The sequence below is a fragment of the Chitinophaga rupis genome (assembly GCF_900109685.1).
Classification (GTDB): Bacteria; Bacteroidota; Bacteroidia; order Chitinophagales; family Chitinophagaceae; genus Chitinophaga; species Chitinophaga rupis.
Map to the genome: position 1 here is coordinate 498927 of NZ_FOBB01000001.1, position 24655 is coordinate 523581.

Below are 24655 nucleotides of genomic sequence, written 5' to 3' on the forward strand. Positions count from 1 at the left end.
ATCTGCATATTTGCACATAATTATTACTTTTACGTTCTAACTTTTGAAAACTGGTATATGGTAAAAGATATTCAACCCTTAAATGAAAAAGAAACCCGGGCCGGATTTGGAGAAGGCATCCTGGAAGTAGCACGTAAGAACCCCAATGTGGTAGCGCTTACGGCCGACCTGCTGGGTTCCATGAAGCTGAATGCATTTATTAAGGAGTTTCCTGAACGTTTCGTACAGTGTGGTATTGCCGAAGCTAACATGATAGGCATTGCCGCCGGCATGACCATTGGCGGTAAAATACCGTATACCACTACCTTTGCTAACTTTTCAACCGGCCGTGTGTACGACCAGATCCGCCAGTCAGTAGCCTATTCCGGCAAGAACGTAAAGATCTGTGCATCCCACGCTGGTCTTACCCTGGGTGAAGATGGGGCTACCCACCAGATCCTGGAAGATATTGGCTTAATGCGCATGCTGCCCGGTATGACCGTGATAGTACCCTGCGATTTTAACCAGACCAAAGCAGCCACCATAGCTATTGCTGATTATGAAGGCCCGGTATACCTGCGTTTTGGCCGCCCCAAATGGCCCAACTTTACACCGGAAAATCAAAAATTTGAGATCGGTAAAGCCCAGGTGCTGAACGAGGGCAATGATATTACCCTGTTTGCCTGCGGCCACCTGGTGTGGATAGCCGTGGAAGCCGGTAAGATCCTGGAAGAAAAAGGCTATAGCGTTGAGATCATTAATATACATACCATTAAGCCACTGGATGAGGAAGCCGTACTGCGCTCCCTGACCAAAACCCGCTGCGCAGTTACTGCTGAAGAGCATAACGTGCTGGGTGGCCTTGGCGACAGCATTGCACAGGTAGCGGCCCGCCACCTGCCCGTGCCCATTGAATATGTAGGCACCAATGATACCTTTGGCGAAAGCGGCAAGCCCCTGGACCTGCTAAAAAAGTACGGCCTGGATGCTAACCACATTGTGGCTGCTGCAGAAAAAGCCATTAGCCGGAAGACGAAATAATGTGCCTGCGCGCACAGCTGCATATTTGCATATCAGATTAAACTTTTGCATAAAAAATCCATCTCATAGATGGATTTTTTATTTAATTTCATTCCATTACTAAACTTTATAGAACAAGCGTGAGCAATATCATGTGTAAATGTAGGGGTGTGCTGTGTATGCATGCATGCGCCGGTTTACGCATCAGCACCTCCCATTTAACCTAACATGGCCGTTACACAGGATGATAAAGCACTTTTAGCGTTATACCGGCAGCCGGAAACCCGGGAAAAAGGTTTTACGGATATTATCCGTAAGTACCAGGAACGGTTGTACTGGCACATCCGCCGGTTGGTAGTAGATCATGAGGATGCTAATGATGTATTGCAGAACGTGTTCATTAAGGTTTGGAAAAACCTGGAAGGGTTCCGGGAAGATGCGCAGCTTTTTACCTGGTTATATAAGATAGCCACCAATGAAAGCCTTACTTTCCTGGAACAGCAGAAAAGAAAATCCTCGGTATCTTTATCCGACGTAGAAACTGGCCTGAGTAATAAGCTGCGTGCCGACAGTCAGTTTGATGCTAATAAGCTGGAGTGGAAGCTGCAACGCGCTATATTAAGCCTGCCGGAAAAACAACGGGTAGTATTTAACCTCCGGTATTATGATGAAATGCCTTATGAAGAAATGAGCCGGGTATTGGAAACATCCGAAGGCGCGCTAAAGGCCTCTTATCATCATGCTGTAAAAAAGATCGAGGAGTTTATTAAGAACGGATAAAGATCACTATAACCAGGCGTAAGCCCTTATCAACCAGACATTAAAGATTATAACGCACGGACCCATTAAACTATTGTCTTTGCTCATTGTCTAACCAAGTATTATGAATAAAAAGGGAAAAGATATTGCGGATGAACTGGTGGAGATCGTTCCCGGTCTGAACTTACCTGCTGATGCGCCTTTTACGGCGCCGGAAGGTTATTTTAATGCCCTGCCGGAGCAGATCATGCAACGCATACGGGCGGCAAATGCAGACCCGGAGCCGGTGCAGGAAGAGCTGGCCGCCCTGTCATCCCTGCTGGCTGCCGCGCCCCGGCCCAAGCCTCAAAACGTACCTTCCGGTTACTTTGAGGAGCTGCCTGAGCGGGTAATGGCTGCCATTGCTGCTGAAAAGCAGGCCGTACCGGCTAAAGTGGTGCCCATACGCAATACCCGCAGGCGCTATATGGCCTGGATAGCTGCGGCTTCTGTTGCAGCCATTTTAACGGGTGTTTTATTCATGTTCAAAGGCACCTCTCACAATACCAGCAGCCTGGAAGCCCAGCTGGCCGGCATTCCCGACCAGGAAATAGTGGATTACCTGCAAACACATACGGATGCTTTTGATAAGGAGGCCATATTTTCAAACGTATCCACCGAGGAGGTAGCCGATGAGCTGCCCAGCATGTCAACCGATCTTAGTAGCCTGCCCTCTGAAGCCATTCAGAAGTACCTGGAGAGCTCCGGCTGGCAAAACTAAGTGCAAACATTAGCGAATTAATTCATGAAACATTTTAACATACTAGGATTTTTAATGGCTGTGATGTGTTGCCTGGTTATCCGGGCCAGCGCGCAGCAACCGGAACCCGGCGATAACGCCTCCCTGAAAGACAAGATCAGGGCGGCGGAGATCGGCTATCTTTCCAAACAACTGGAGCTTACCCCGGCCGAAGCCGAAAAATTCTGGCCTATCTATAACAATTATACACACGAAGTAGAATTGCTGATAGCCGAACGCCGGCGTAATAAGCAGCAGGACCGCACCAATGACGATGCCGCCCTCCAGGCCCTGGACAAGGAAATGGATATTGAACAACGCATGGTGGATGTGCGTACCCGCTATAAACAGGAATTCCTGAAAGCGCTGCCGCCCCGCAAAGCCAGCTCTGTGTTCAAAGCAGAGCGTGAGTTCCGCACGCAGCTGTTCCGCCAGTTAAAAGAGCGGGGAGCAGACAGGAATTTGCGGAGGGTAAGGCCGTAATTAATGTGCAAATTATAAATGTGCAGATGTGCAAATGATTAATGCGGATAATTGCATTTCATTTGCACATTTTCATTTCTATACATAACTACAGCTGATAAGGAAGCCCGTAATGAATTTACAGTACATATTCTTACCTTATAACTTTGTAATTTTACGTGATGGCACGTATAATTCCTTTATCGGAAGGCTCTTTCACGGTAGACGCTACTAAAAAGTTCATTCCCTTTGATGCAGGCAAAGACACTATGCAGCAACGTAATCACGGCTCGCTGCTTGTAGAGATCCAACCTTTTCTCGTAATTACTGACCGCGACTATATTTTACTGGACACCGGCCTTGGGTTCCGCAATGCAGATGGGGTGCTGCAGCTGCACCAGCACTTAATTGATCATGGCGTAAACCCAATGGAGGTCACTAAAGTGCTCATGAGCCATTTACATAAGGACCATTCCGGCGGCGTATCTACCCTGGACCCGGTTACACACCAACGCAGCTTAACCTTTCCGCAGGCTACCTATTATGTAAATAAGCAGGAAATGGCCTATGCCATTGAGCAGGATGGCAAAAGCTATCACGCAGAAGATGTAGCCCTGCTGCAGCAGCGGGATAACGTGGTGTTTATTGATGGTAATGGCGTCATAGATGATTACATTCATTATGAGCTTACCGGCGGGCACTGCCCATATCACCAGGTATTTTTAATTGATGATGGGGAAGATAAAGTATTCTTTGGCGGGGATGTGGCGCCGCAGATCTCTCAAATGAAAAGCCGCTTTATTGCCAAGTACGATTATGATGGCAAACGCAGTATGGAGCTGCGCCAGCAGTTCCTGGAACGCGGCACCGCCGAAGGCTGGAACTTCCTGTATTATCATGATACGAAATTTCCCTATGGGAAATTTTAGTTGGCAGTTGCCAGTGGGCAGTTGGCAGTCAGCGAGAAATACTTAAAGAAAAGACCTGTTACACACATAAGAATGTAACAGGTCTTTTACTTTTATAACTTGCCTTATGACTGCTAACTGCCAACTGCCTACTTATAATTCCTGCAGCATTTTTACAAAATCGTTTATAGATAGTGTATTAACCTGGGGAAAGGTGATCTGTTTCAGCGCGGCAAAATGTTTGTCTTCTGTTACCAGGTACTCCGCCTGGCCGGCAATGGCGCTATCTACATATTTATTATCATCAGGGTCAGCCTCTATGAGGTTCCATTTATAATATACAAACTGGGAGTGTACATTGGGAAGCTCTGTCAATAAGGAGAGGAAAGCTGCAGCGGTAGACAAACCGTATTTTTGCTGAATGATCTCGGCGTATTCAAAAAGTATATCTTCTGTTATGATGAGGTCAAACTTACCCGCTATTAAAGCCTTATATACTATGTGATAAGGTGATCTTGATGTAAGGCACATCACCAGGATATTGCAGTCCAGTACGGCCCTCACCCCTGTGTGCTTTTTCTAAAATGCTCTGTTTTCCATTTCTCAAAAACCGCTACGCCATATCCCTTTTCTTCAAAGGCCTTATCTGCTTCCCGGGTTACTTTATCAGCCAAAAAAGCCAGTAACAGGGACTTAATTTCTTTAAGGTCCTCCTCGCTTTGATTATACCTGAACAGTTTCAGGATCTCTAATTGCGTTTCATTTAATGCAGCACTCATATACCTCAAAATTTCTATCCTAAATTACGATTTTTTTTGAAGTAAGCCATGGTGTGCCTACCGCAGCACCATCTGCCGGTCCGCATCCAAACGCAGCATAATAAATATCATCATGGTAAATGTCATCAGCGAGGAGCCGCCGTAGCTCACCAGTGGTAGCGGAATACCAATTACCGGCGCCAAACCAATGGTCATGGCTATATTAATAGCCAGGTGAAAGAAGATAACGCTGGCTACCCCATACGCATATACGCGGCTGAAGGTCGATCGCTGTCGTTCTGCTATGAAAATGATCCGCAGCAGCAGGGCTACAAAAATGCCCAGGAATATCAGGCTGCCCATGAAACCAAAATCTTCCCCTATGGTACAGAAAATGAAGTCGGTACTTTGTTCCGGCACAAAGTCAAAACGGGTTTGTGTGCCTTTCAGGTAACCTTTGCCAAAGAACCCGCCGGAGCCAATGGCAATCATACTTTGGCGGGTATTATAGGTAGCCTTGGGATCATTTTCCTTACCCAGCATTACTTCAATACGGCGTACCTGGTAATCTTTCAGCACCTTGGTAAATGCAAAGGGTACTATAAACATTACAAATAACGAGCAGAAAGCCCAGATGCCCAGTATCAGCACCAGCCGGCCACGGCTGCGTTTTATTTCACGCCGGTTAAAATAGATCACCAGTGCAGCAAGCACGGAGAAAATAATAAAGAGGATATTCTTGTCCACCAGCAGGGCGCTCAGCACCAATATGATCCCCGAGAAGGCGATCACCAGCAAAGCGCCGGGCAGCCCTTCCCGGTACATTACCAGGAAAAACGAGAAATATACCAGCGCCAAACCTGTTTCATCCTGGAAAATGATGATAACAGCCGGTATCAGTGCAAAGGAAGCTGCTATCAGGCGGGAGCGCAGCTTATTAAAATCCGTTTCCAGTGAGGAAAGGTATTTAGCCAGCGCCAGGTTGGTACACAGCTTCGTAAACTCTGCCGGCTGAAAGCGGAAACCGCCGATCACCAGCCAGGAGTGCGAACCCTTTACATCGGTACCTATGGCCAGCACCAGTAAGAGCAGCAGCAGGCCAAAGGCATATAATATATTGGCCGTGGCCGTAAAGAACTTACTATCCGTTAACCATATAACAGTAGCCAGCACCAGCGAAACACCAAACCATAACAGCTGGCGTGCATAGTTGGTGCTTTGATGCATCACGTTATACCACACATTATCCCCTTCCCGGTATTCCGCAGCAAATATGGACATCAGTCCTATTACTACCAGCGCCAGGTACAATCCCATAATGGGCCAGTCAATCCCTTGTGTAAGCTTTATCTGCCGGTCGCGCATATGATCTAGTTACGGAAATAGTTAGAAAGAATCTGATCGCTTGTAAGGTTAGCAGTAGCGCCGTTCAATGAATCCAGTTTAGACTTTGCTTTCAGTACCGGGTCTATCGTAACATACTCCAGCATGGTTTTCATCATTGGCTTCTTCTTAATGGAAATGGTATCATGCAGGTACTTTTCCATCATCATACCGGCAATAGGCGCCGCGTAAGTGCCCCCGTAACCGGAGTTCTCCACTATAACGGCAATGGCTATCTTAGGATTATCGCGGGGGGCAAAGGCCACAAAGAACGCGTGGTTCTTCATTTTCTTCAGCTCTCCGTTCACAATAGCATTGTTCTGGGCTGTACCGGTTTTACCGCAAACAATCACTCCTTCTATCTGGGAGTTGCGCCCGGTGCCGCTTTCCACTACATCCTCCATACCTAATATTACAGAACGGTATACCGTGTCGGTTACACGTGCCACGGTATGTTTTTCTTTATATTTTTTCAGCAGATCAGTATCATCATTATCTATGCTTTGCACAAAGTGGGGCAGGTAGTAATACCCGTGGTTGGCAATAATACACATGGCATTGGCCATTTGCATGGGCGTTACGGCTACTGCGCCCTGTCCCATACCCACATACAGCTCAGAGCAGGAGTTCCACTGGCCGTTGTAACGTTTGTTCATACCAATGGTATCAATGGCATAACCGGGGTATTCACCCGGTATATCAATACCCAGACGGTGGCCCAGACCAAAAGAGGTCATGTAATCATACCAGCGCTGGTGGCCTTTTTTCACGCTGCCCCATTTACGGCTGTCTACCTCCAGGCGGTACAGGTTCACAAAGTACGAGTTGCAGGAGTGGGAAATAGCCAGGCGCAGGTTGGCGGCATGGCCGGCCTCACTGTGCTCGCAGGCAATAGAACGGCCGCAGGCTGTGTAGGCGCCGTGGCAGGGATAACCGAAGCTGGGGGTAATGATACCTTCATCCAGCGCTACCAGCGCAGTTAAAGGTTTCATGGACGATCCCGGAGGATAGGTACCCTGTATGGCGCGGTTAAATAAAGGTTTGGTAGTATCTACAAAAAGTTTGCTGAAGTTGCGGGCGCGGTAAGAACCGGTAAGCAGGTTCGGATCAAAAGTAGGGCTGCTTACCATGGCCAGTATGCCGCCGGTTTGCGGGTCAATGGCCACTACGCTGCCTATTTTATTACGCATCAGCCTTTCACCTAATACCTGCAGGTCTATATCCAGCGACAGGCGCAGGTTTTTCCCGGCAATAGCCGCTGTATCAAACTCACCTTTTTCATATGCACCCTGCGGGCGGTTCAGGTTATCTTTTACAAGGTATTGAATGCCACGCTGGCCCATCAGCACACTTTCATAATTTTTTTCCAGGCCGGTCATACCCAGGTAGTCGCCCATCTGGTAAGCGCTGTAGGCTTGTTTGGCCAGCAGCTGCGGGGAAATTTCACCAATATAGCCCAGTATGTTAGCCGCGGCAGCGTAAGGGTAAGAGCGGATCTGCCGTTGCACCAGCTCAAAGCCGGGCTGGAACAGGTACATGCTTTCCTGCAGGCGGCCAAATATTTCCGGGGGCAATAACGGTGCAAATACGGACTGGCGTACGCGCCCGTTCTTTACGATCGCATTTACAATACGTTTCTTGAATTCTGCATTATCTATCTGCAGTATCTGGCAAAGGTAGGCGGTATCAATTTTTTTAACGCTGGCAGGGGTTACCACCAGGTCATACATTACATCATTACGCAGTACGCTGCGGCCTTGCCGGTCAAAGATAATGCCCCTGCTGGGGTACACCACTTTGCGCAGTACTGCGTTGGCATCCGCAAGCTTGGAATATTTCTTTTCCACTACCTGCAAAAAGAATAACCTGGAAACGATGAGCAGCACCATTCCAAGTATGATCAACTGTATAACTCTTCTCCTGGGCTGATTATAAACGGACATCTAACTAAAGCGTGAAGTACACAACAAAATTGGTAATAAATTACGGATTATTTAACTACGAATTACGAATGATGGACAAGTGATCTTAAATTTTATCTCCTTTTTAACAACTGCGTAATCCGTAATTATTTTTTAGAAAAGAAAAGCAATTCATACAAGACAATCAATATCAGGCTGGCGATACTGGAAAACACGATCTTCATCAGCAGGTATCCAAAGTTGCCAAAGCCAAACACCTCCAGGGTAAACAGCGCCATGTGATGCAGCACCACCAGTATGGATATATAGGTCACGAACTGCGATACGCCCATACTGATCATGGAGGGGGTTTTCATATTGGTTTCAAAGCCACCCTGAGGAGAAAGTATGTTAATGATAAACGGGCGCAGGTATGCCATAAACACACAGGCAAAAGCGTGTATGCCCATGGTGTTCATGAACATGTCCAGGCTAAGGCCCATGAGCAATCCCAGCAGCATAACGGCCGGGCGGGGAATGTTAAAGGGCAGCAGCAGAATAAACAACATGTACATTTCCAGGCTTACCAGCTGGTGTACCAGGATCTTGTTCAGCACAAATACCTGTAACAACAGTAACAGCACAAAGCGGATGATATTTCGTAACAGGATACTCATTTTGTCAGGCTGTAGATTGAATCTTCCAATTGTTGTTGCTCGTCCTTCAACAGGTTATCGATCACGTACACGTATTGCAGGTTGTAAAAGTTGGTGGCCAGTTTAATACGGATGCTAAAAGCGGTGCTGGACTTGTCAGATACGGAGATCTCATCAATATAACCAACAGGTATATTTTCCGGGAACAGGGAAGAGAAGCCGCTGGTAATAACTGTATCGCCCTTTTGCACCTTTACGCTCCGGGGTATATCCCGCAAAATGGCATAGCCGGGGTTGGCGCCATCCCAGTACACGGTACCGGTTTCCTTGCCTTTAATAAGGCGGGCGCTTACACCAAAGTTGCTGGTGGCAGAGCCGGAGCTTTTAGCCAGCATAGACAATACCACTGCATAGTTATCACTTACGCTGCGCACCATACCTACTACACCCGTAGGGCTTATAACGCCCATGTTAGGCCGTATGCCCTGCAGGCGGCCACGGTGAATGGTAATGTAGTTCACCGGCCGGTTCACGGAGTTGTTGATCACCTTTGCCTCGCGGTATAAATACCGGCGCAATTGTGTACCTACTACGCGGTGCAGGGTATCATCACTGTAAAGGCGAATGGTATCCGTTACCACGGTGTTGCTGGTAAGCATGCTGTCAAAGCTGGAGCGCAGCAGGTTATGCAGGCGTGCATTCTCCGACACCAGGCTATCGTTGGTGGCTTTTAAATGAAAGTAGTATTGTACGTTATTGTAGCGGTCGTACAGCTTACCGCTTACATTGTTGGCAGAGTTGAGGTAGGCGGTTTTCTGAAAGTTATTATTCCGGAATACCAGCACAATACAAATCACTTCCAGCAGCAGAAATAAAAAGAAGTTGAAGTAACGCCTTAAGAAAATGATCAGATTACGCACCGTATAAAGTTTTCCAGATTCGGTCCATTTTTGAGCGAAAGGTATAATGTGAAACGTGAAGCGGGGCAGGTGAAGGGCGTGCGAAATATACTCTTCACCTGTCCATATTCACAAAAAGCTATTGCATCAGGAACGGATATTTACCAACATGCTTTAACGCTATGCCGGTACCTCTTACCACGGCGCGCAGCGGATCGTCTGCTACATGCACAGGTAATTTGATCTTCTGGGTCAGGCGTTTATCTAACCCGCGCAGCAGGGCGCCGCCACCGGTCAGGTACAAGCCTCTGCGGTAAATATCTGCAGCCAGCTCCGGAGGCGTTGTTTCCAGCGCTTTCAGGATGGCTTCCTCAATTTTAAAAATGGATTTATCCAGTGCTTCGGCAATCTCCTGGTAAGAGACCATGATCTGCTTAGGGATACCGGTTACCAGGTCACGGCCATTCACAGGCACATCATCCGGCGGATTGTCCAGCTCCTTCAGGGCAGAACCTATCTGGATCTTGATCTGCTCAGCAGTTCTTTCACCGATCAGCAAACTGTGGTAGCGGCGTAGCGCTTCCATGATGTCTGCAGTGAACTCATCACCCGCAATACGGATACTCTGGTCGCAAACGATACCGGCCAGGGCTATTACAGATATACCGGTGGTACCACCGCCTATGTCAATGATCATGTTACCCACCGGCTCTTCCACATCAATGCCAATACCCAGGGCAGCTGCCATGGGTTCATGAATGAGGAATACCTCTTTGGCGCCCGCCTGTTCGGCAGAGTCACGTACAGCACGTTTTTCCACTTCCGTAATACTGGAAGGGATACAGATGACCATGCGCCAGCTGGGGGAGAATAATGGTTTTTTGGGATAAACCAGTTTTATCATTTCACGGAGCATTCCTTCTGCCGCGTTAAAGTCCGCAATCACACCGTCTCTAAGGGGACGTATGGTACGCAGGTACTCATGCGTTTTCTCGTGCATCATCATGGCCTTTTTACCTACAGCCACAATTTTGCCGCTTGCTCTCTCTATTGCCACAATGGAAGGTTCATCCACCACTACCTGGTCATTGTGTATTATCAGCGTGTTCGCTGTGCCAAGGTCTATCGCTATTTCCTGCGTTAAAAAGTTAAAAAATCCCATTGTTTGATACGGTCAAATATTAGAGTGCAAAAATGATTAATTCCAACGAATATACGATGCAAAAATTGGATGTTAGAGCAATATACACTTAAATATTAAAAAATCTTATTTATTGTAGAGCGTGCATTGCTAACAGTTGCTCCAAGGACTGATCCGGTATAACGTTGTAAGCCTTTAAAAATTGTCTGAGTAATTAAAAATCAGTTGTCTACATCCGTGCTATCGAATCATCATATGACGTCTGGTGGCCTTATTACAGAAATTCAAATCCAATATCGTGGCGATAATACTTCCCTTCAAACTGAATGGTACCGGCTGTTTGCCTGGATTGTGCCAGTGCTTCACCTAAGCTGTTGGCTAAGGATGTAACCGTTAAAACCCGTCCTCCGTTCGTTAATAGCTGCCCGTTGCTTTCTTTGGTACCGGCGTGGAATACCAGCTGGCCGGGCTGTTGCGCCGGCAAGTTAGTGATCACTTTTCCTTTTTCATAATCTTCCGGGTAGCCTTTTGAAACTAACATCACCGTAGCGGCAGCACGGGCATCTTCCTGAATGGCCTGTGCAGCCAAAGTGCCTTCGGGTACGGCTTTGAACAGCGCTACCAGGTCGTTCTGCAAACGGGGCATCACTACTTCCGTTTCCGGATCACCCATGCGGCAATTGTACTCTATCACATAAGGATGGCCGCCTACATTGATCAATCCAAAGAAAATGAAACCATGGTATACAATACCTTCTGCTGCCAAACCGGCCACTGTAGGCTGTATGATCAGGGTTTCCACCTTTTGCATAAACGCCTTATCCGCAAAGGGTACGGGCGATACAGCGCCCATGCCCCCGGTGTTTAAACCGGTATCGCCTTCACCAATGCGCTTATAGTCTTTGGCCGTAGGCAGCAGCTGGTAGCTATGCCCGTCTGTGATCACAAATACAGAACACTCAATACCGGTAAGGAACTGCTCTACCACTACGCGTTTGCTGGCATCGCCAAACTTGGCGGCTTTGATCATGTGGGTGAATTCGGCAATAGCCTCCTCTGCAGAATCTACGATCACCACACCTTTGCCGGCTGCCAGCCCATCGGCTTTTATTACTATGGGCAGGCTATGCTGCTGCAGGTAAGCGACCCCTTCTGCATAGGTATCTTCAGTAAACTCCCGGTAAGCAGCGGTGGGTATGTTATGCCTTAACATGAACTGTTTGGCAAAAGCTTTGCTGCCTTCCAGCTGCGCGCCCAGCTTTGAAGGGCCTATTACAGGTATATGCTGTAAAGCAGCATCTGCCTTAAAGTGGTCGTAGATACCTTTTACCAGCGGTTCTTCAGAACCCGGTATCACCATATCTATCTGCTGCTGCAGGCAAAAGGCTTTCAGCTCATCCAGCGCGCTCACGGCAATGTTCACATTCTGCCCAAACTGAGCAGTACCGGCATTTCCCGGTGCAATGAACAATTGCCCGCATAAAGGGCTTTGTGCTATTTTCCAGGCCAGGGCATGTTCCCGGCCACCGCTACCTAGTAGTAATATCTTCATATTGGATTGCAGACCTGTAGATTTTCCGGGAAATTGTAGTTCCCAAAATTTTTGCAAAGAAAGGTCAAAAATTAACCAAACACACCATTTTTTTATGCAGAACCCTGAATTTCTTTATCTTGCCGCTTTACAATTCTATTACATAAACAACAAGACAACCAAAACCTGACCATTATGAGTCAACCTGCGGTTATGCAAGAACCTGTTATTCCTACTACCACTACAAGAAAAGGACACCCGAAAGGGCTGGCAGTTTTATTCTCCGCTGAAATGTGGGAAAGGTTTACTTTCTATGGCAACAGGGCCCTGCTCACGCTTTTCCTGGTAAGCGCGCTGAATTTTACACAAGAAGATTCCTCTATTATATATGGCGGTTTTTTAGGCATGGGCTGGTTAACCGCTATCCTGGGCGGTTTTATAGCGGACCGTTACCTGGGTAACCGTACCTGTATACTTATTGGAGGCCTTACTATGTCGCTGGGACAGTTATTCATGTTCGGCAGCGGGATCCTGTATGCAACCGATCTGCCTACTGCCCGGATGATAATGTGGGCCGGCCTGGTAATACTGATACTGGGTAATGGTTTTTTTAAACCCAACATTTCCTCTATGGTGGGCCAGCTGTATCCTAAAAACGATAACCGCCTGGACTCTGCCTTCACCATTTTTTATATGGGTATTAACCTGGGCGCTTTGCTGGGTATTACCATTTGTCCCATACTGGGCGATATTAAACATGCAGACGGCACCCGCGATGTAACTGCTTTTAAATGGGGATTCCTGGCTGCCAGCATAGCCATGCTGGTGGGCACTGTTATGTTCTACTTTCTGAAAGATAAATATGTAGTAAGCCCCGAAGGCAAGCCTGTGGGCACCAAACCCAAAAAGCAACATGAAATGGAGGGCGAGGCTGCCCAGGCGCAGTTCAGCACCCAGGCCGTTATTATTACCGTAATAGCGCTGCTGGTACTGGTGTCTGCTTTTCACTGGCTGGTGGGCGTAAACGTGCTGTATGCCTTTATTTACAGTACCGGTATAGCCCTGGCTGGATTAATACTGAGCGATAAATCCCTTAACGGTGTAGAGAGGCAGCGCATCATAGTTATATACATCGTATCATTCTTCGTGATCTTCTTCTGGGCTTGTTTTGAACAGGCCGGCTCCTCCCTCACCTTTGTGGCCGATCAGCAAACAGACCGTCACCTTTTTGGCTGGAACATGCCGCCCAGCCTCATACAAAATGCACAATCCCTTACCTTAATTATACTGGCCCTGCCTTTCAGCTGGCTGTGGCTGAAGCTGCAAAAGGTTAAAATGGATCCCGTTGCCCCCGTAAAACAGGCCATGGGCCTTTTCCTGCTGGCGGTAGGATATTATGTTATTGCCATGCAGGTTAAAAACCTGGGTAATGAAAAAATGGGCGTGATCTGGCTGATCGTTCTTTATACCTTCCACACCGTGGGTGAGCTAAGTGTATCACCTATCGGGCTTTCCCTGGTATCCAAGCTGGCGCCGCACCGTTTTACCTCCCTGCTCATGGGCGTATTCTTTTTATCCAATGCCTCCGGTTATGCGCTGGCCGGCACTTTGGGCACCCTGTTACCACCTACCGGCGAAAAATTTGAAATAGCTGCTAAGAACAATATTGACCTGCAGGGCATTCTGAACGGCACTGTTGCCGTTACCAGCCAGTTAAAAGAACAGCTTTTAACCTTGAAGCTGCCATCAGCTTACCCGCAATTTGCCGGTTTTACCATTCATAACCTGTACGAGTTCTTCATGCTCTTTGCCATACTGCCCGGTGTAGCTGCCATTCTGCTATTCCTGCTCTCCGGCCTGTTAAAGAAATGGATGAATGGGGTGAGATAAGCACATCAGCACATTAAACATACACCATCAATAAATCATGGCAGATACTAACTTTAAACCCTTTGTTGCTCCTGACGTAAAGATGAAGGAGCTTACAGTCAAGTCCATTGTACTGGGCTGCATTTTTGGTATTATTTTCGGCGCCGCTACTGTGTACCTTGCGCTCAAAGCAGGTTTGACCGTTACGGCATCCATCCCTATTGCGGTAATTGCCATTACCCTGGGCCGGAAATTTTTTAAGACCACCATCCTGGAAAATAACATTATTCAAACCACGGGTTCTGCCGGTGAAACCATTGCGGGTGGCGTGGCTTTTACCCTGCCGGGATTTTTGTTTCTGTCGCTTCCCAGCAGCGCCAATTACTTTGATTACATCACCATTTTCATCCTGGCCATTTTTGGAGGTATCCTGGGTACGCTCATGATGATCCCCTTACGGCGCTCTCTCATCGTAAAAGAGCATGGCACCCTGCCTTACCCGGAAGGTACCGCCTGCGGCGATGTGCTGATAGCCGGTGAAAAAGGCGGAGAGTTTGCTAAAACGGCTTTTTACGGGTTAGGCTTTGCTTTCGTATATGCCATCCTGCAAAAGATTCTGCATATTATTGCGGAAACGCCTTTTTACATGACCAAACAGGTGAACCGGTTCCTGCCTTCTGCACGCGTAAGCGCAGATATAACTCCGGAATACCTGGGCATAGGCTATATCATTGGCCCGCGCATTGGCGGCGTACTGGTAGGCGGCGGCGTATTAGCCTGGCTGGCCATTATTCCGTTACTGGCTACCCTGGTACCGGCAGATGCTATTGCTACCCAGCTGGTGAAGCTGGGCTACCTGGCCAGCCTTACTACACCGGGCGGACAAGGAGGCTGGGACCCTGCCACCCATACTTTTGCCAACTACTCCTCTGCTATTTATTATGCCTATGTACGGCAAATAGCTGCGGGCACAGTGGCTGCCGGTGGTTTCATTACGCTTATTAAAACCATTCCTACCATCGTTTCCTCTTTTAAAGGCAGCATCAGCTCTCTTAGCCGCGATGGAGTGGAAGCAAACAAAGGGGATGTACCGCGCACAGAAAGAGATCTGAATATTAAAATAGTAGCCATTGGCAGCATACTGCTGGTATTACTCATGGCTTTCCTGCCGCAGCTACCTGGTGATTCCGTTGGTCAGAAATTACTGATAGGCTTACTGGTGGTGATCTTTGGCGCGTTCTTCGTAACAGTGTCCAGCCGTATTGTGGGTTTGATCGGTACTTCCAACAATCCTATTTCCGGTATGACCATTGCTACGCTGATGGCTACCTGCCTGGTGTTTATTGCCATAGGCTGGAGCGGTAAGGCGTATGAGCCGATGGCGCTGGTGGTAGGCGGCATGATCTGTATTGCGGCGGCTAACGCCGGCGGTACTTCGCAGGATCTGAAATCCGGCTACATTGTAGGCGCTACCCCTAAATACCAGCAGATAGCATTGTTTATTGGCGCTATTGTTTCCTCTATCATTATTGGTTTAACTATAAAATTCCTGGACAAGCCTACAACAGATATGATCGCTAAAGGCATGGCGCCTGATGCGCATGCTATTGGCAGCCTTTACTTCCCGGCCCCGCAAAGTACGCTCATGGCTACCCTGATCAAAGGGATCCAGTCTTCCAGCCTGGATTGGCAATATGTAGTGGTAGGCGTATTCCTGGCTATTACCATGGAGTTGTGCGGTATTAAATCCTTATCTTTTGCTATTGGTGCATACCTGCCGTTGTCTACTACCCTCCCTATCTTTTTAGGTAGCGCTATCCGCGGCGTGGTAGATCATCAGAAGAAAAAGAAGAACATCCAGGTGTCTGCAGAAGAAGAGGAATTAGGTAAGGGCAACCTGTTTGCTACCGGCCTGGTGGCAGGTGGTGCAGTAGCAGGTGTATTGATCGCAGTATTATCCGGCATGAATGCTACCGGCCCATTAATGGCCAGCCTGAACCTGGAAGAGGGTATGAGCCATGCTTTGGGCCAGGGCGGTTACTATGTGCTGGCAGTTGCGTTCTTTGCCTTTATGGGATGGATCCTTTACCGCATTGCCAAACAGCAGCAGAAAGTAGAGCTATAGATTTTCCCTACACGCGTATATATTCAACATAAAGCGGCTGTGTCAGCGATGATGCAGCCGCTTTTTTTATTGCCTTTTGCAAGAGGCCTTCTTCCCATATTTCTCACGGCGGATAGGCTGCCTGAAACAACGAGATCTTGACTATTAGAGCTGATACAATGGCTGATATATACCGTCTGCCAATTTTATTACTTCCTGATGCAGTACTTTTAAGTGTTCAATGTTCATTGATATGGTTTCCTTATCTGCACATAAAATTATTTCTATCTTTTCCTTTAGGTTAGCCGGCTTTTTAGCTGCTTTTTCCAATCTTTCAATGGCTCTTTTATCGCCAACAGGATAGTACTCATTGATCGCGAACAGCGCCGCTACTATGTTTTTTACTGCTCTTGTTAAGCATCCTATTGAATTATACACATCCCTCTTTCCCCAAAAGCTTTCAGCGTGCATGATCGTAAATTCTGCTGACCACAAAGATTGTTTTATAATAGCCTCCCGGAGCTTGGGCGGATATTCCAACACTTCACGTTTTAGTTTTTCAATAGCTTTATGCGGATCGTACAGTGGAATACAGATCTCGGTTTCAGCCAGGTAAATAACAGACGAAAACCCGTACGGCGGTTGTTGTTCAAAGTGGTTTTCCCATTCTCCATTTTTTGCCTTTTCAATGGTATTCCTTACCTGCTCAAGGTTACGATAAAGGAAGTCCACCTTACCATGCGGAGTGGTTATCCAGGCGCCACCATTTACCCAGGGCCCCCATTCGTAGAAACCGGTGATGGTAGGATCGCTTGTTGCATATTTCAGCGCAACCGCCCTTATTTCATCGATATGGAATGGCTGGGCTGCATCGTAATAGATGCCAATGTCTATGTCGGATGTGTCAGAAGCAGTACCTGCCGCATACGACCCGCCTAAAACAACGGCAATCACTCCATTGATCTTTTCCAGGTCACTGGTTATATCCTCTAATAGCTTTTGTTGCTGTGCCGGTAAATTCAATTCAATCTGTTTTATTGAACAAATTTCTACAAAATTCCTGTTATCTGTATTTATGAAAGACAGCAGGCTGCGCAACTTAAACGAAAAAGGCCGCCTCAACTTGCGCTGAAACGGCCGGCCGGCTTTAAAATGCACTATTAGTATCTTTAATCCGCAGCCTGCGGCGCTGCTGTTTTCCAGCTATACACCCTTTTAACGCCCTGCGTTTTTTCCAGCTTGTTCACGCACACGGCGCTGATCCTGGTTTCATTCAGGTTCACGGCTTCCAGGTGTTTTAAGGCAGCTAAATGATCGCTGATACCATCTGCGATCGGGTTCTTTTCCAGACGCAACTTTTCCAGGTTCGTAAGCTGGCCCAGGAAAGCCAGGTCCGTATCAGAAAAGTTGTTATCAGACAGGTTCAGCCAAATGATGTTCTTTCCCACTTTTGCCAGGTCATCTTTTATATCACCAATGCTTTTGCCGGAGCCCGCAGGCAACGTTACATCCAGCATGGCGGGGTGCTGCAACATAATGCGTACCATCAGGCCTTTGCGGCGCAGGTTTTCCACCAGTCCCGGATCTACAGCAGCAGGTATGTCAGGATTAATGTGCTGCTCAATACCGGCCTCATTTTCTTCCTCCGGTGCAGTGGCGCCACCTAAGCCTAACCAGGCTGCTACCTTCGGTTTTATGGCAGCATTATCTTTTAATGCCGCTATGGGCGCACCTTCTGCGGCCATGGCTTTTTCTATCCACCAGTGAATGATCTCCACCTCTTTTTTTGCCAGCGGCGGCTTACCATCTGCCGGCATAAATTTTTCATGGGCAGGGTCCATGGTGATACGTTTGTACAATTCACTTTCATCCGGTTTGCCCGCTACTACTGCAGGGCCGTTCTTCCCTCCTTTCAGCAGGCTTTTTAAGTTCTGTACTGAGAGGTTGCCCTTTAATTTACCGGGCTGGTGGCATTGTCCGCATTTCTTTACCAGCATGGGCTGTACCACATCTTCATAGATCATGGCCTGCTCCACGCTGGTGGGTTTGGGTCTTTCCCGGTAGGTTAATACGGCCATGGTCAGGTAATCGCTGCCATGCGTAAGGTTACCGCCCTGGTGGCCGGCATATCCCATTAAGCCAAACAAGCCTACCAGCAGTGTTGAAAAGAGTGTAGGCGTTACCGTATATACAGCTTTGAAACGTCGGGTAGTGAGTAAGAAAAGCAAGCCGGCAATCAACGCAAGGCCAATGCCTGCCAGCTTATGATGGCTTAAAGTAGTGCGGTCATAATCCCCGCTTAAAGAAAGCATATAACCAAACACACAGGCCAGCACTGCCATTACAAAACCTGCCAGCAGCGTAAGCGGTACGGCGCTGCGCAGGTGCGCATACTTTTTGGTATAACCCAATAGATCAAACAGCACTGCCAGCAGCAGAAAACCAATGGGCAGGTGCACTATCAGCGGATGCAGCCTGCCCGCAAAAGTGAAAATATTCAATAACATTAAACGCGTGTTAATTTAACGGGTGGCGTGTGGTTGGCATTCCACTGGCACAGGTACAGGTTCTTTTCATCATCCACACATACATCATGGCCATGATTGAAAACCGGTGTTGGCGCCTGGAAGGTTTGCTGCAGCACACCGTTCTTATATACCGGCGCAGTGCCACCCGGGTTAGATACTACCTTGTTATCCGCATCCAGTATGGTCAGGAAGCCGGAGTTATTAAAACGCTCGCCTGTTTTTGCATCTTTTGACCAGCATACGCCGGCATATAATTCCTTTTCATTCATCACGGCACGGCACACATACATGCCCGGCATATCTACCTGTTTAATGAACTTACCATCCAGCGTAAATATTTTAAAACAATTCTCTTCTCGCGAGGTACAAACAAGTGTTGGATTATTCTTATCACGCAGGTCCACGGATACGCCATGCGCATTTACCAGGTTATGCGCTTTGTTGGCATTGTGATGGCCACCAAAGTGCCGGATGTACTGGCCTTTGCTGTTGTATTGAATAATGTAGTCAGAGCCGTAACCATCTGCCACATAAATATCACCGTTAGGCGCTACTGCTGTTTCAGTGGGCTTAAACATCTCATCATCCTTATAAACACCAATGGTACGCGGGTGGCCAATGGAAAATATTAAGCGCCCGGTCAGGTCTGTTTTTACTACCTGCCCGGCCTGTCCTTTATTGGAGCCGTCCCTGTCCTGGTACCAGCCGCAATCTGTGATCAGCAAAAAATCTTCGCCGCCTTCCTGTGAAAGCGTAAGGCCATGCCCGCCCGGAAATCCGTGGCCCCAGTAATCCAGCAGCTTGCCGGATTTATCGAAGATCAGCACATTATTATGCGTGCTATCGCCCAGCATAATCAGGCGTCCTTTGCTGTCCTGCACCATTTCATGGCAGTTCATCAGCGGTGTATTGTTCACGCTGATCTTGGCCCAGTTCTTATCTACCTTATAGGTGTATTGCCCGTGGCCTACAATAGTTTCATCCGGCGCTTTGTCCTTATGCAGGATGTTAAAACCATGTACCGGTTTGGTAGCGGCCAGTGCTGATACCATTGCTGTGTTGCGGATAAAATTTCTTCTTGAAGTCATGTGGAATTAGCAGCTTTTTTTTATGATGACGATATTGTTAACGTTTTTCTTCCTGCTAAGATAATATGCCTTTCACTATCTTTCCCTCTACATCCGTTAGCCGGAAACGCCTGCCCTGGAATTTGTAGGTCAGCCGTTCATGATCAATCCCCATAAGGTACAACAAAGTTGCCTGGAAGTCATGTACGTGCACCGGATCTTTAACGATATTATAACTGAAGTCATCTGTTTCTCCGTAGCTCAGGCCGGCCTTCACGCCTGCGCCGGCCATCCACATGGTAAAGCAGCGCGGGTGGTGATCGCGCCCATAATCTGTTGCAGTGAGCTTACCCTGTGAATATACCGTACGGCCAAACTCGCCGCCCCATACCACCAGCGTATCTTCCAGCAGGCCCCTTCTTTTCAGGTCTTTGATCAATGCGGCGGTTGCCTGGTCGGTGGCTTTACATTGTGTGGTAATAGCAGTCGGCAGGTTGCCGTGCTGGTCCCAGCCCTGGTGATACAGCTGCACAAACTTCACATCTTTTTCCAGCAGCTTGCGCGCTAAGATGCAGTTGGCTGCATAGGTACCGGGATCGCGGCTATCAGGGCCATACATTTCAAATATTTCATCCGGCTCATCTTTCATGTCCATTACTTCCGGCACCGCAGTTTGCATGCGGTAGGCCATTTCGTATTGCGATATGCGGGCCTCTACTTCCGGATCGCCATAGGCGCTGTTCTGCAGCTGGTTCAGCTTAGTAAGGTATTCCAGCATTTCCTTACGGTCTTTACCATCATACCCGTCAGGATCATTCAGATATAGCACCGGGTCCTTACCGGCGCGGAACTGTACGCCCTGGTGTTTGGATGGCAGAAAACCATTGCCCCACAAACGTGCATACAAAGGCTGATCCTTTTGGCCGTTCTTAGATACCAGCACAATAAAAGTGGGCAGGTTATTATTGTCTGATCCTAATCCATAGCTTACCCAGGAGCCAATGGAAGGCCGCCCTGGCAGCTGGTTACCGGTCTGGAAAAAAGTAATGGCCGGATCATGATTGATAGCTTCTGAATAAAGTGATTTTACAATACACAGGTCATCTACCACGGCAGCAGTATGCGGCAGCAGCTCGCTTACCCAGGTGCGGGTTTCCCCGTGCTGGTTAAATTTAAAGATAGAAGGCGCTATCGGCAAAGCGCTCTGATTGGCGCTCATGCCCGTCAGGCGCTGGCCCTGGCGAACAGAGGCCGGCAGGTTTTGCCCCATCAGTTTTTCCAGGCCTGGTTTGTAATCAAATGTTTCAAACTGGGAAGGGCCGCCGCTCATAAACAGGTACACCACGCGTTTAGCTTTGGGGGCAAAATGCGGCAGGGCTTTTAGTATGTCGGCCTCCAGCCCGCCGGCGCCTGCAGCGGCTTTGGGTGTGCTGCCAAACAGCTCTTTCCCCAGTAATGATCCCATAGCCAATGCACCCAGACCCAGGGTGGTTTTGGTTAAAAAAGTACGCCGGTCCAGCTTTTTATTCAGCTGGTCAAAGTCCGGTGTGTGCAGTTTAAATATGTCGTCGTCGTGATGGTGTGACATAACATTTTATCTTTTTGTAAGCGATGCATCCGAATTTAAAATAGTGTTGGCTACTACGGCATTGGCAGCCACCCAGGCAGTATCCAGCTTTTTATCTAGTACATATTGCCCGCTGTGCAGCCAGCCTTTTGCCTTTTCAGGATGGGTGCTGAATTTTTGCTGTTCTGTTGCTCTTAATGCGATTAGCAGCGCTACCTCCTGCGGCTGCGGCTGGCGTCCGGTAAGCTTTCTGTAGGTATCAATAATTGCTTTACGGTCGTTACCGGCAGTATACATTTGCGCGCCTAATACCGTGGAGGCTTCAATAAATGTAGGATCGTTCAGCGTTACCAATGCCTGCAGCGGCGTGTTGGTAGGCTGCCGCCTGGATACGCAATAGCTGCGGGATGTAGCATCAAACGTAGCCAGCGTGGGATTAGGCACGGAACGTTTTACAACTACGTACAGGCTTCTGCGGTATACGGCTGTTCCCGTATCTGCGGTATAGGTAGTATTATTAATTTCCCATAAACCCGGCGGCTGGTAAGGTTTTACGCTTTTGCCGCCTATGGCGGTGTTCAGCAAGCCACTTGCTAAGAGTGCATTGTCGCGGATCATTTCTGCAGACATACGGCAGGCCGGGCCATGCGATAACAAGCGGTTCTCCTGATCTTTATCACGCACTTCTTTGCTCACACGGGAATCCTGCCGGTAAGTGGCCGACATTACAATGAGCTTATTCAGCTTTTTAATATCCCAACCGGAGTCACGGAAGGTAATGGCCAGCCAGTCCAGCAATTCCGGGTGGCTGGGCATCTCGCCCTGGTTGCCAAAATCATCTGTTGTTTTCACTATGCCGGTGCCAAAAAAGTTTTGCCATAAGCGGTTCACGGCTACTCTTGCCGTAAGCGGGTTGTTAGCATCAGTAAGCCATTGCGCCAGCCCATAGCGGTTCTTAGGCAAATGCTTTGCAAAGGGCAGTATAGCGGCCGGCGTGTTGGGATATACTTTATCGCCCGGCATATCGTAGTTGCCTCTTAATAAAATATGCGCCTGCTTAGGTTTGGGCATCTCCTGCATTACCATGAGTTCCGGCACATCTTCCGTAGAATCGGCCAGCATAGTACGCATTTGCTGCAACGCCTGTGTAGCTTTAATAGTAGCGGGGTATGCCGCGGAAAGGTAATATGCCTTCAACGCATCCAGCTGCGCGGCTGCCAGCTGTGCATGAGGTTTGTCTGCCACATCCTTCCAATCAGCTTTTTGTGCTACTACTTTTATCTCATAAGGCGTTAGCACCCGGTTATACACCAGCACCTCATCCACCTTACCATTTTTAAATCCTAAACCGCGCCACCAGCCGCCGATCTGCAATCCCGGCTGCTTACCATTCCCTTTAAATAAAATGTCTTTGGTCAGCTGATCCATGGTAGTTTCCATGGCCATTTCATTACCATCCAGGTATAGTTTAAAACCGTTTGCCTTGGAAGATCCATCGTAGGTAAGCGTAAGCTGGATCCATTGATCTTTTGGAACAGTGGCTTTAGAAACCTTGGTGATAGCATTGGAAGGCGCGGTGTGCGCCATGTTTATTTCCAGCTTATTATCCCGCAGGTACAAATGATACCCGCGAAAGTTAAACAGGCGTTCCGCCATGCTCTTATGAAAAATAACGCCTTCCTTCAGGTCTTTGGGAATATTCACCCAAACGCCTATACTAAAAGGCTCCGATCTGCGGAACACCCCATTGGGGCCCAGGTCCAGGTAAGTATCGCCGTTTAATACAACGGCTTTCCCATTGCCATGTGGCTCAAATACCGGCGCATCGCCCGCCTGGCCGGTTTCCCGCTTCATGGCGCCGGCCTGCTTTGCATTCACCAGGTTTTTAAAGGAAGCATTATCCAAAGTATATTCAGCCTGCAGGCCTGCCTGTGGCACCTTTTCATGCGCCAGCTTTTTATAGCCGTCTTTTGCCAGCCATTTTTCAAATTCAGGCTGCGCATTATTTTTTTCCTGTGTTAATTGCTGCTCCTGTTGGGCAACGTTCTTTTGTAAGAATTGTAACACCTGCTCCTTTTCTTTACCGGGCAGCATCAGTGTGGGAGTGGGCAATGCATCATCATAAGATATTTGCCCGGCCTCTTTCACATTATTAAAAAAGCTGAACAGCTCATAATAATTCTTCTGTGATACCGGGTCAAATTTATGATCATGGCATTTGGCGCAACCCACAGAAACCGCCAGGAAAGCCTGTCCAAAGGTATTGGTACGATCCACTACATATTCGGCCTGGAACTCTTCCTCAATAATACCGCCTTCCATATTCTGCGGATGGTTGCGGTTAAAGGCCGTAGCGATCAGCATTTCTTTGGTAGGATGCGGCATCAGGTCGCCGGCCAGCTGCCATTGGATAAAAGTATCGTAGTGCAGATTTTTGTTAAATGCGCTGATCACCCAGTCCCGGTAAGGCGACATATCCCTTAACCGGTCCACCGTATACCCATGCGAGTCTGCAAAGCGGGCCACATCCAGCCAGTCCACCGCCATCTTTTCACCATAGTGGGGAGAAGCCAGCAAACGGTCTACCTGCTTTTCATACGCGTTGGGAGAGCTGTCTTTTAAGAAATCATCTATCTCCTGCAAAGTAGGCGGCAGGCCGGTAAGGTCCAGCGATACACGGCGCAGCAGCATTTCCTTTTCCGCTTCTCTGGAAGGCTGCAGCTTTTCCTGTTGCAGCCGTTCCTGTATAAAATTATCAATCGGGTTATGCGCTATCCAATCTTTATGCTTTATTTCAGGTACCGGCGCTTTTTCCGGTTTTACAAAAGCCCAGTGCGGTTTATACACCGCCCCATTTTTGATCCACTTAATAAGAATGGCTTTGTCCCGCGCGCTCAGCTTCAGGTGTGAGTTAGGCTCGGGCATCATGTAATCCGGATCATTGGAAATAATGCGGTGGAACATTTCGCTGTTCTCTAAATTTCCCGGATCAATGGCCACCTTGCCCGGGTTCTCCGGCAGCTCGGCATACGCCGCCTCTGCAAGATCCAGGCGCAAACCTGCTTTCTGCTTGGCTTTGTCCGGCCCGTGGCAGGCAAAACATTTATCAGACAACACCGGTTTTACGTCCCGGTTGTAATCCAGCTTTGCCGGCAGCTCTTTATACACCGCAGCTACATCATCCGGCAGGTCCGGTGAGCAGGCGTAAAAGCCACAGATGAATATTATTATGGATAATAGACGTGGAAACCGTAGTGCTGTCATAACGTTTAACTCAGTAAGCTAAAGTTAGCGGTCCAGGCCGTGAAATATTTACACAAATACCACAGCTTTTTGCACAAACCC

At 48.2% G+C, this 24655-nt stretch carries 20 protein-coding genes; 7 read left to right on the forward strand and 13 right to left on the reverse strand.

Translation table 11 applies throughout. The features are described 5' to 3' along the window. Positions 1-57 precede the first annotated feature (57 nt). The 5 genes from BMZ54_RS01915 (at position 58) to BMZ54_RS01935 (ending at position 3927) form a co-directional block, all read left to right on the forward strand. Positions 58-1020, forward strand: a complete 963-nt coding sequence (locus BMZ54_RS01915) for a transketolase family protein (RefSeq protein WP_089908228.1) — start codon at positions 58-60, stop codon at positions 1018-1020. 207 nt (positions 1021-1227) lie between these two features. Next, positions 1228-1779, forward strand: coding sequence for an RNA polymerase sigma factor (locus BMZ54_RS01920; RefSeq protein WP_089906457.1), 552 nt, complete (start codon positions 1228-1230; stop codon positions 1777-1779). Between the two features lie 103 nt (positions 1780-1882). Then, complete coding sequence (locus tag BMZ54_RS01925) at positions 1883-2518, forward strand: hypothetical protein (protein ID WP_089906458.1); 636 nt, start codon at positions 1883-1885, stop codon at positions 2516-2518. 24 nt (positions 2519-2542) lie between these two features. Further along, a complete protein-coding gene (locus tag BMZ54_RS01930; RefSeq protein ID WP_162277449.1) occupies positions 2543-3019 on the forward strand; it encodes a hypothetical protein in 477 nt (158 codons plus the stop codon). A gap of 161 nt (positions 3020-3180) precedes the next feature. After that, on the forward strand, positions 3181-3927 hold the full coding sequence (locus tag BMZ54_RS01935) for an MBL fold metallo-hydrolase (RefSeq protein WP_238386458.1): 747 nt from the start codon (positions 3181-3183) through the stop codon (positions 3925-3927). Positions 3928-4059: 132 nt separating this feature from the next. Here BMZ54_RS01935 and BMZ54_RS01940 read toward each other — a convergent pair whose 3' ends face one another. The 8 genes from BMZ54_RS01940 to purD all read right to left on the reverse strand — a co-directional run bounded on the left by BMZ54_RS01940 (position 4060) and on the right by purD (position 12196). Beyond that, complete coding sequence (locus BMZ54_RS01940; protein WP_202909115.1) at positions 4060-4470, reverse strand: putative toxin-antitoxin system toxin component, PIN family; 411 nt, start codon at positions 4468-4470, stop codon at positions 4060-4062. After that, positions 4467-4685 (reverse strand): hypothetical protein, encoded by a 219-nt coding sequence (locus BMZ54_RS01945; protein WP_089906460.1) that lies wholly within the window; start codon positions 4683-4685, stop codon positions 4467-4469. The genes BMZ54_RS01940 and BMZ54_RS01945 overlap by 4 nt, the downstream gene beginning before the upstream one ends. Before the next feature lie 57 nt (positions 4686-4742). Then, positions 4743-6029: a rod shape-determining protein RodA gene (rodA, locus tag BMZ54_RS01950; RefSeq protein ID WP_089906461.1), complete on the reverse strand. Its 1287-nt coding sequence runs from the start codon at positions 6027-6029 to the stop codon at positions 4743-4745. A 5-nt stretch (positions 6030-6034) separates the two neighbouring features. Continuing rightward, positions 6035-7990: a penicillin-binding protein 2 gene (gene mrdA, locus BMZ54_RS01955; RefSeq protein WP_089906462.1), complete on the reverse strand. Its 1956-nt coding sequence runs from the start codon at positions 7988-7990 to the stop codon at positions 6035-6037. A 125-nt stretch (positions 7991-8115) separates the two neighbouring features. After that, the gene (locus BMZ54_RS01960; protein WP_089906463.1) at positions 8116-8625 is read right to left on the reverse strand and encodes a hypothetical protein; all 510 of its coding nucleotides are present in this window, start codon (positions 8623-8625) and stop codon (positions 8116-8118) included. Continuing rightward, positions 8622-9524 (reverse strand): rod shape-determining protein MreC, encoded by a 903-nt coding sequence (gene mreC / locus BMZ54_RS01965; protein WP_089906464.1) that lies wholly within the window; start codon positions 9522-9524, stop codon positions 8622-8624. The genes BMZ54_RS01960 and mreC overlap by 4 nt, the downstream gene beginning before the upstream one ends. Positions 9525-9642: 118 nt before the next feature. Then, positions 9643-10665 (reverse strand): rod shape-determining protein, encoded by a 1023-nt coding sequence (locus BMZ54_RS01970; protein ID WP_089906465.1) that lies wholly within the window; start codon positions 10663-10665, stop codon positions 9643-9645. Positions 10666-10918: 253 nt separating this feature from the next. After that, positions 10919-12196, reverse strand: coding sequence for a phosphoribosylamine--glycine ligase (gene purD, locus BMZ54_RS01975; RefSeq protein WP_089906466.1), 1278 nt, complete (start codon positions 12194-12196; stop codon positions 10919-10921). Between the two features lie 192 nt (positions 12197-12388). Between purD and BMZ54_RS01980 the strand changes: the two genes are divergently transcribed. Further along, positions 12389-14065 carry a peptide MFS transporter gene (locus tag BMZ54_RS01980; protein WP_202909116.1) on the forward strand — a complete coding sequence of 559 codons (1677 nt, stop codon included), beginning with the start codon at positions 12389-12391 and terminating at the stop codon, positions 14063-14065. A 37-nt stretch (positions 14066-14102) separates the two neighbouring features. Next, positions 14103-16169, forward strand: coding sequence for an OPT family oligopeptide transporter (locus BMZ54_RS01985; protein ID WP_089906468.1), 2067 nt, complete (start codon positions 14103-14105; stop codon positions 16167-16169). 144 nt (positions 16170-16313) lie between these two features. Here BMZ54_RS01985 and BMZ54_RS01990 read toward each other — a convergent pair whose 3' ends face one another. The 5 genes from BMZ54_RS01990 to BMZ54_RS02010 all read right to left on the reverse strand — a co-directional run bounded on the left by BMZ54_RS01990 (position 16314) and on the right by BMZ54_RS02010 (position 24574). After that, a complete protein-coding gene (locus BMZ54_RS01990; RefSeq protein WP_162277450.1) occupies positions 16314-17171 on the reverse strand; it encodes a nucleotidyltransferase domain-containing protein in 858 nt (285 codons plus the stop codon). Between the two features lie 146 nt (positions 17172-17317). Further along, the gene (locus BMZ54_RS01995; protein WP_089906470.1) at positions 17318-18655 is read right to left on the reverse strand and encodes a DUF2231 domain-containing protein; all 1338 of its coding nucleotides are present in this window, start codon (positions 18653-18655) and stop codon (positions 17318-17320) included. After that, entirely contained in the window at positions 18655-19764 is a 1110-nt protein-coding gene (locus BMZ54_RS02000; protein WP_089906471.1) for an NHL repeat-containing protein, read from the reverse strand. The genes BMZ54_RS01995 and BMZ54_RS02000 overlap by 1 nt, the downstream gene beginning before the upstream one ends. Before the next feature lie 55 nt (positions 19765-19819). Further along, the gene (locus BMZ54_RS02005; protein ID WP_089906472.1) at positions 19820-21331 is read right to left on the reverse strand and encodes a DUF1501 domain-containing protein; all 1512 of its coding nucleotides are present in this window, start codon (positions 21329-21331) and stop codon (positions 19820-19822) included. Between the two features lie 6 nt (positions 21332-21337). Then, positions 21338-24574, reverse strand: a complete 3237-nt coding sequence (locus BMZ54_RS02010; protein WP_089906473.1) for a DUF1553 domain-containing protein — start codon at positions 24572-24574, stop codon at positions 21338-21340. Positions 24575-24655: the final 81 nt, after the last annotated feature.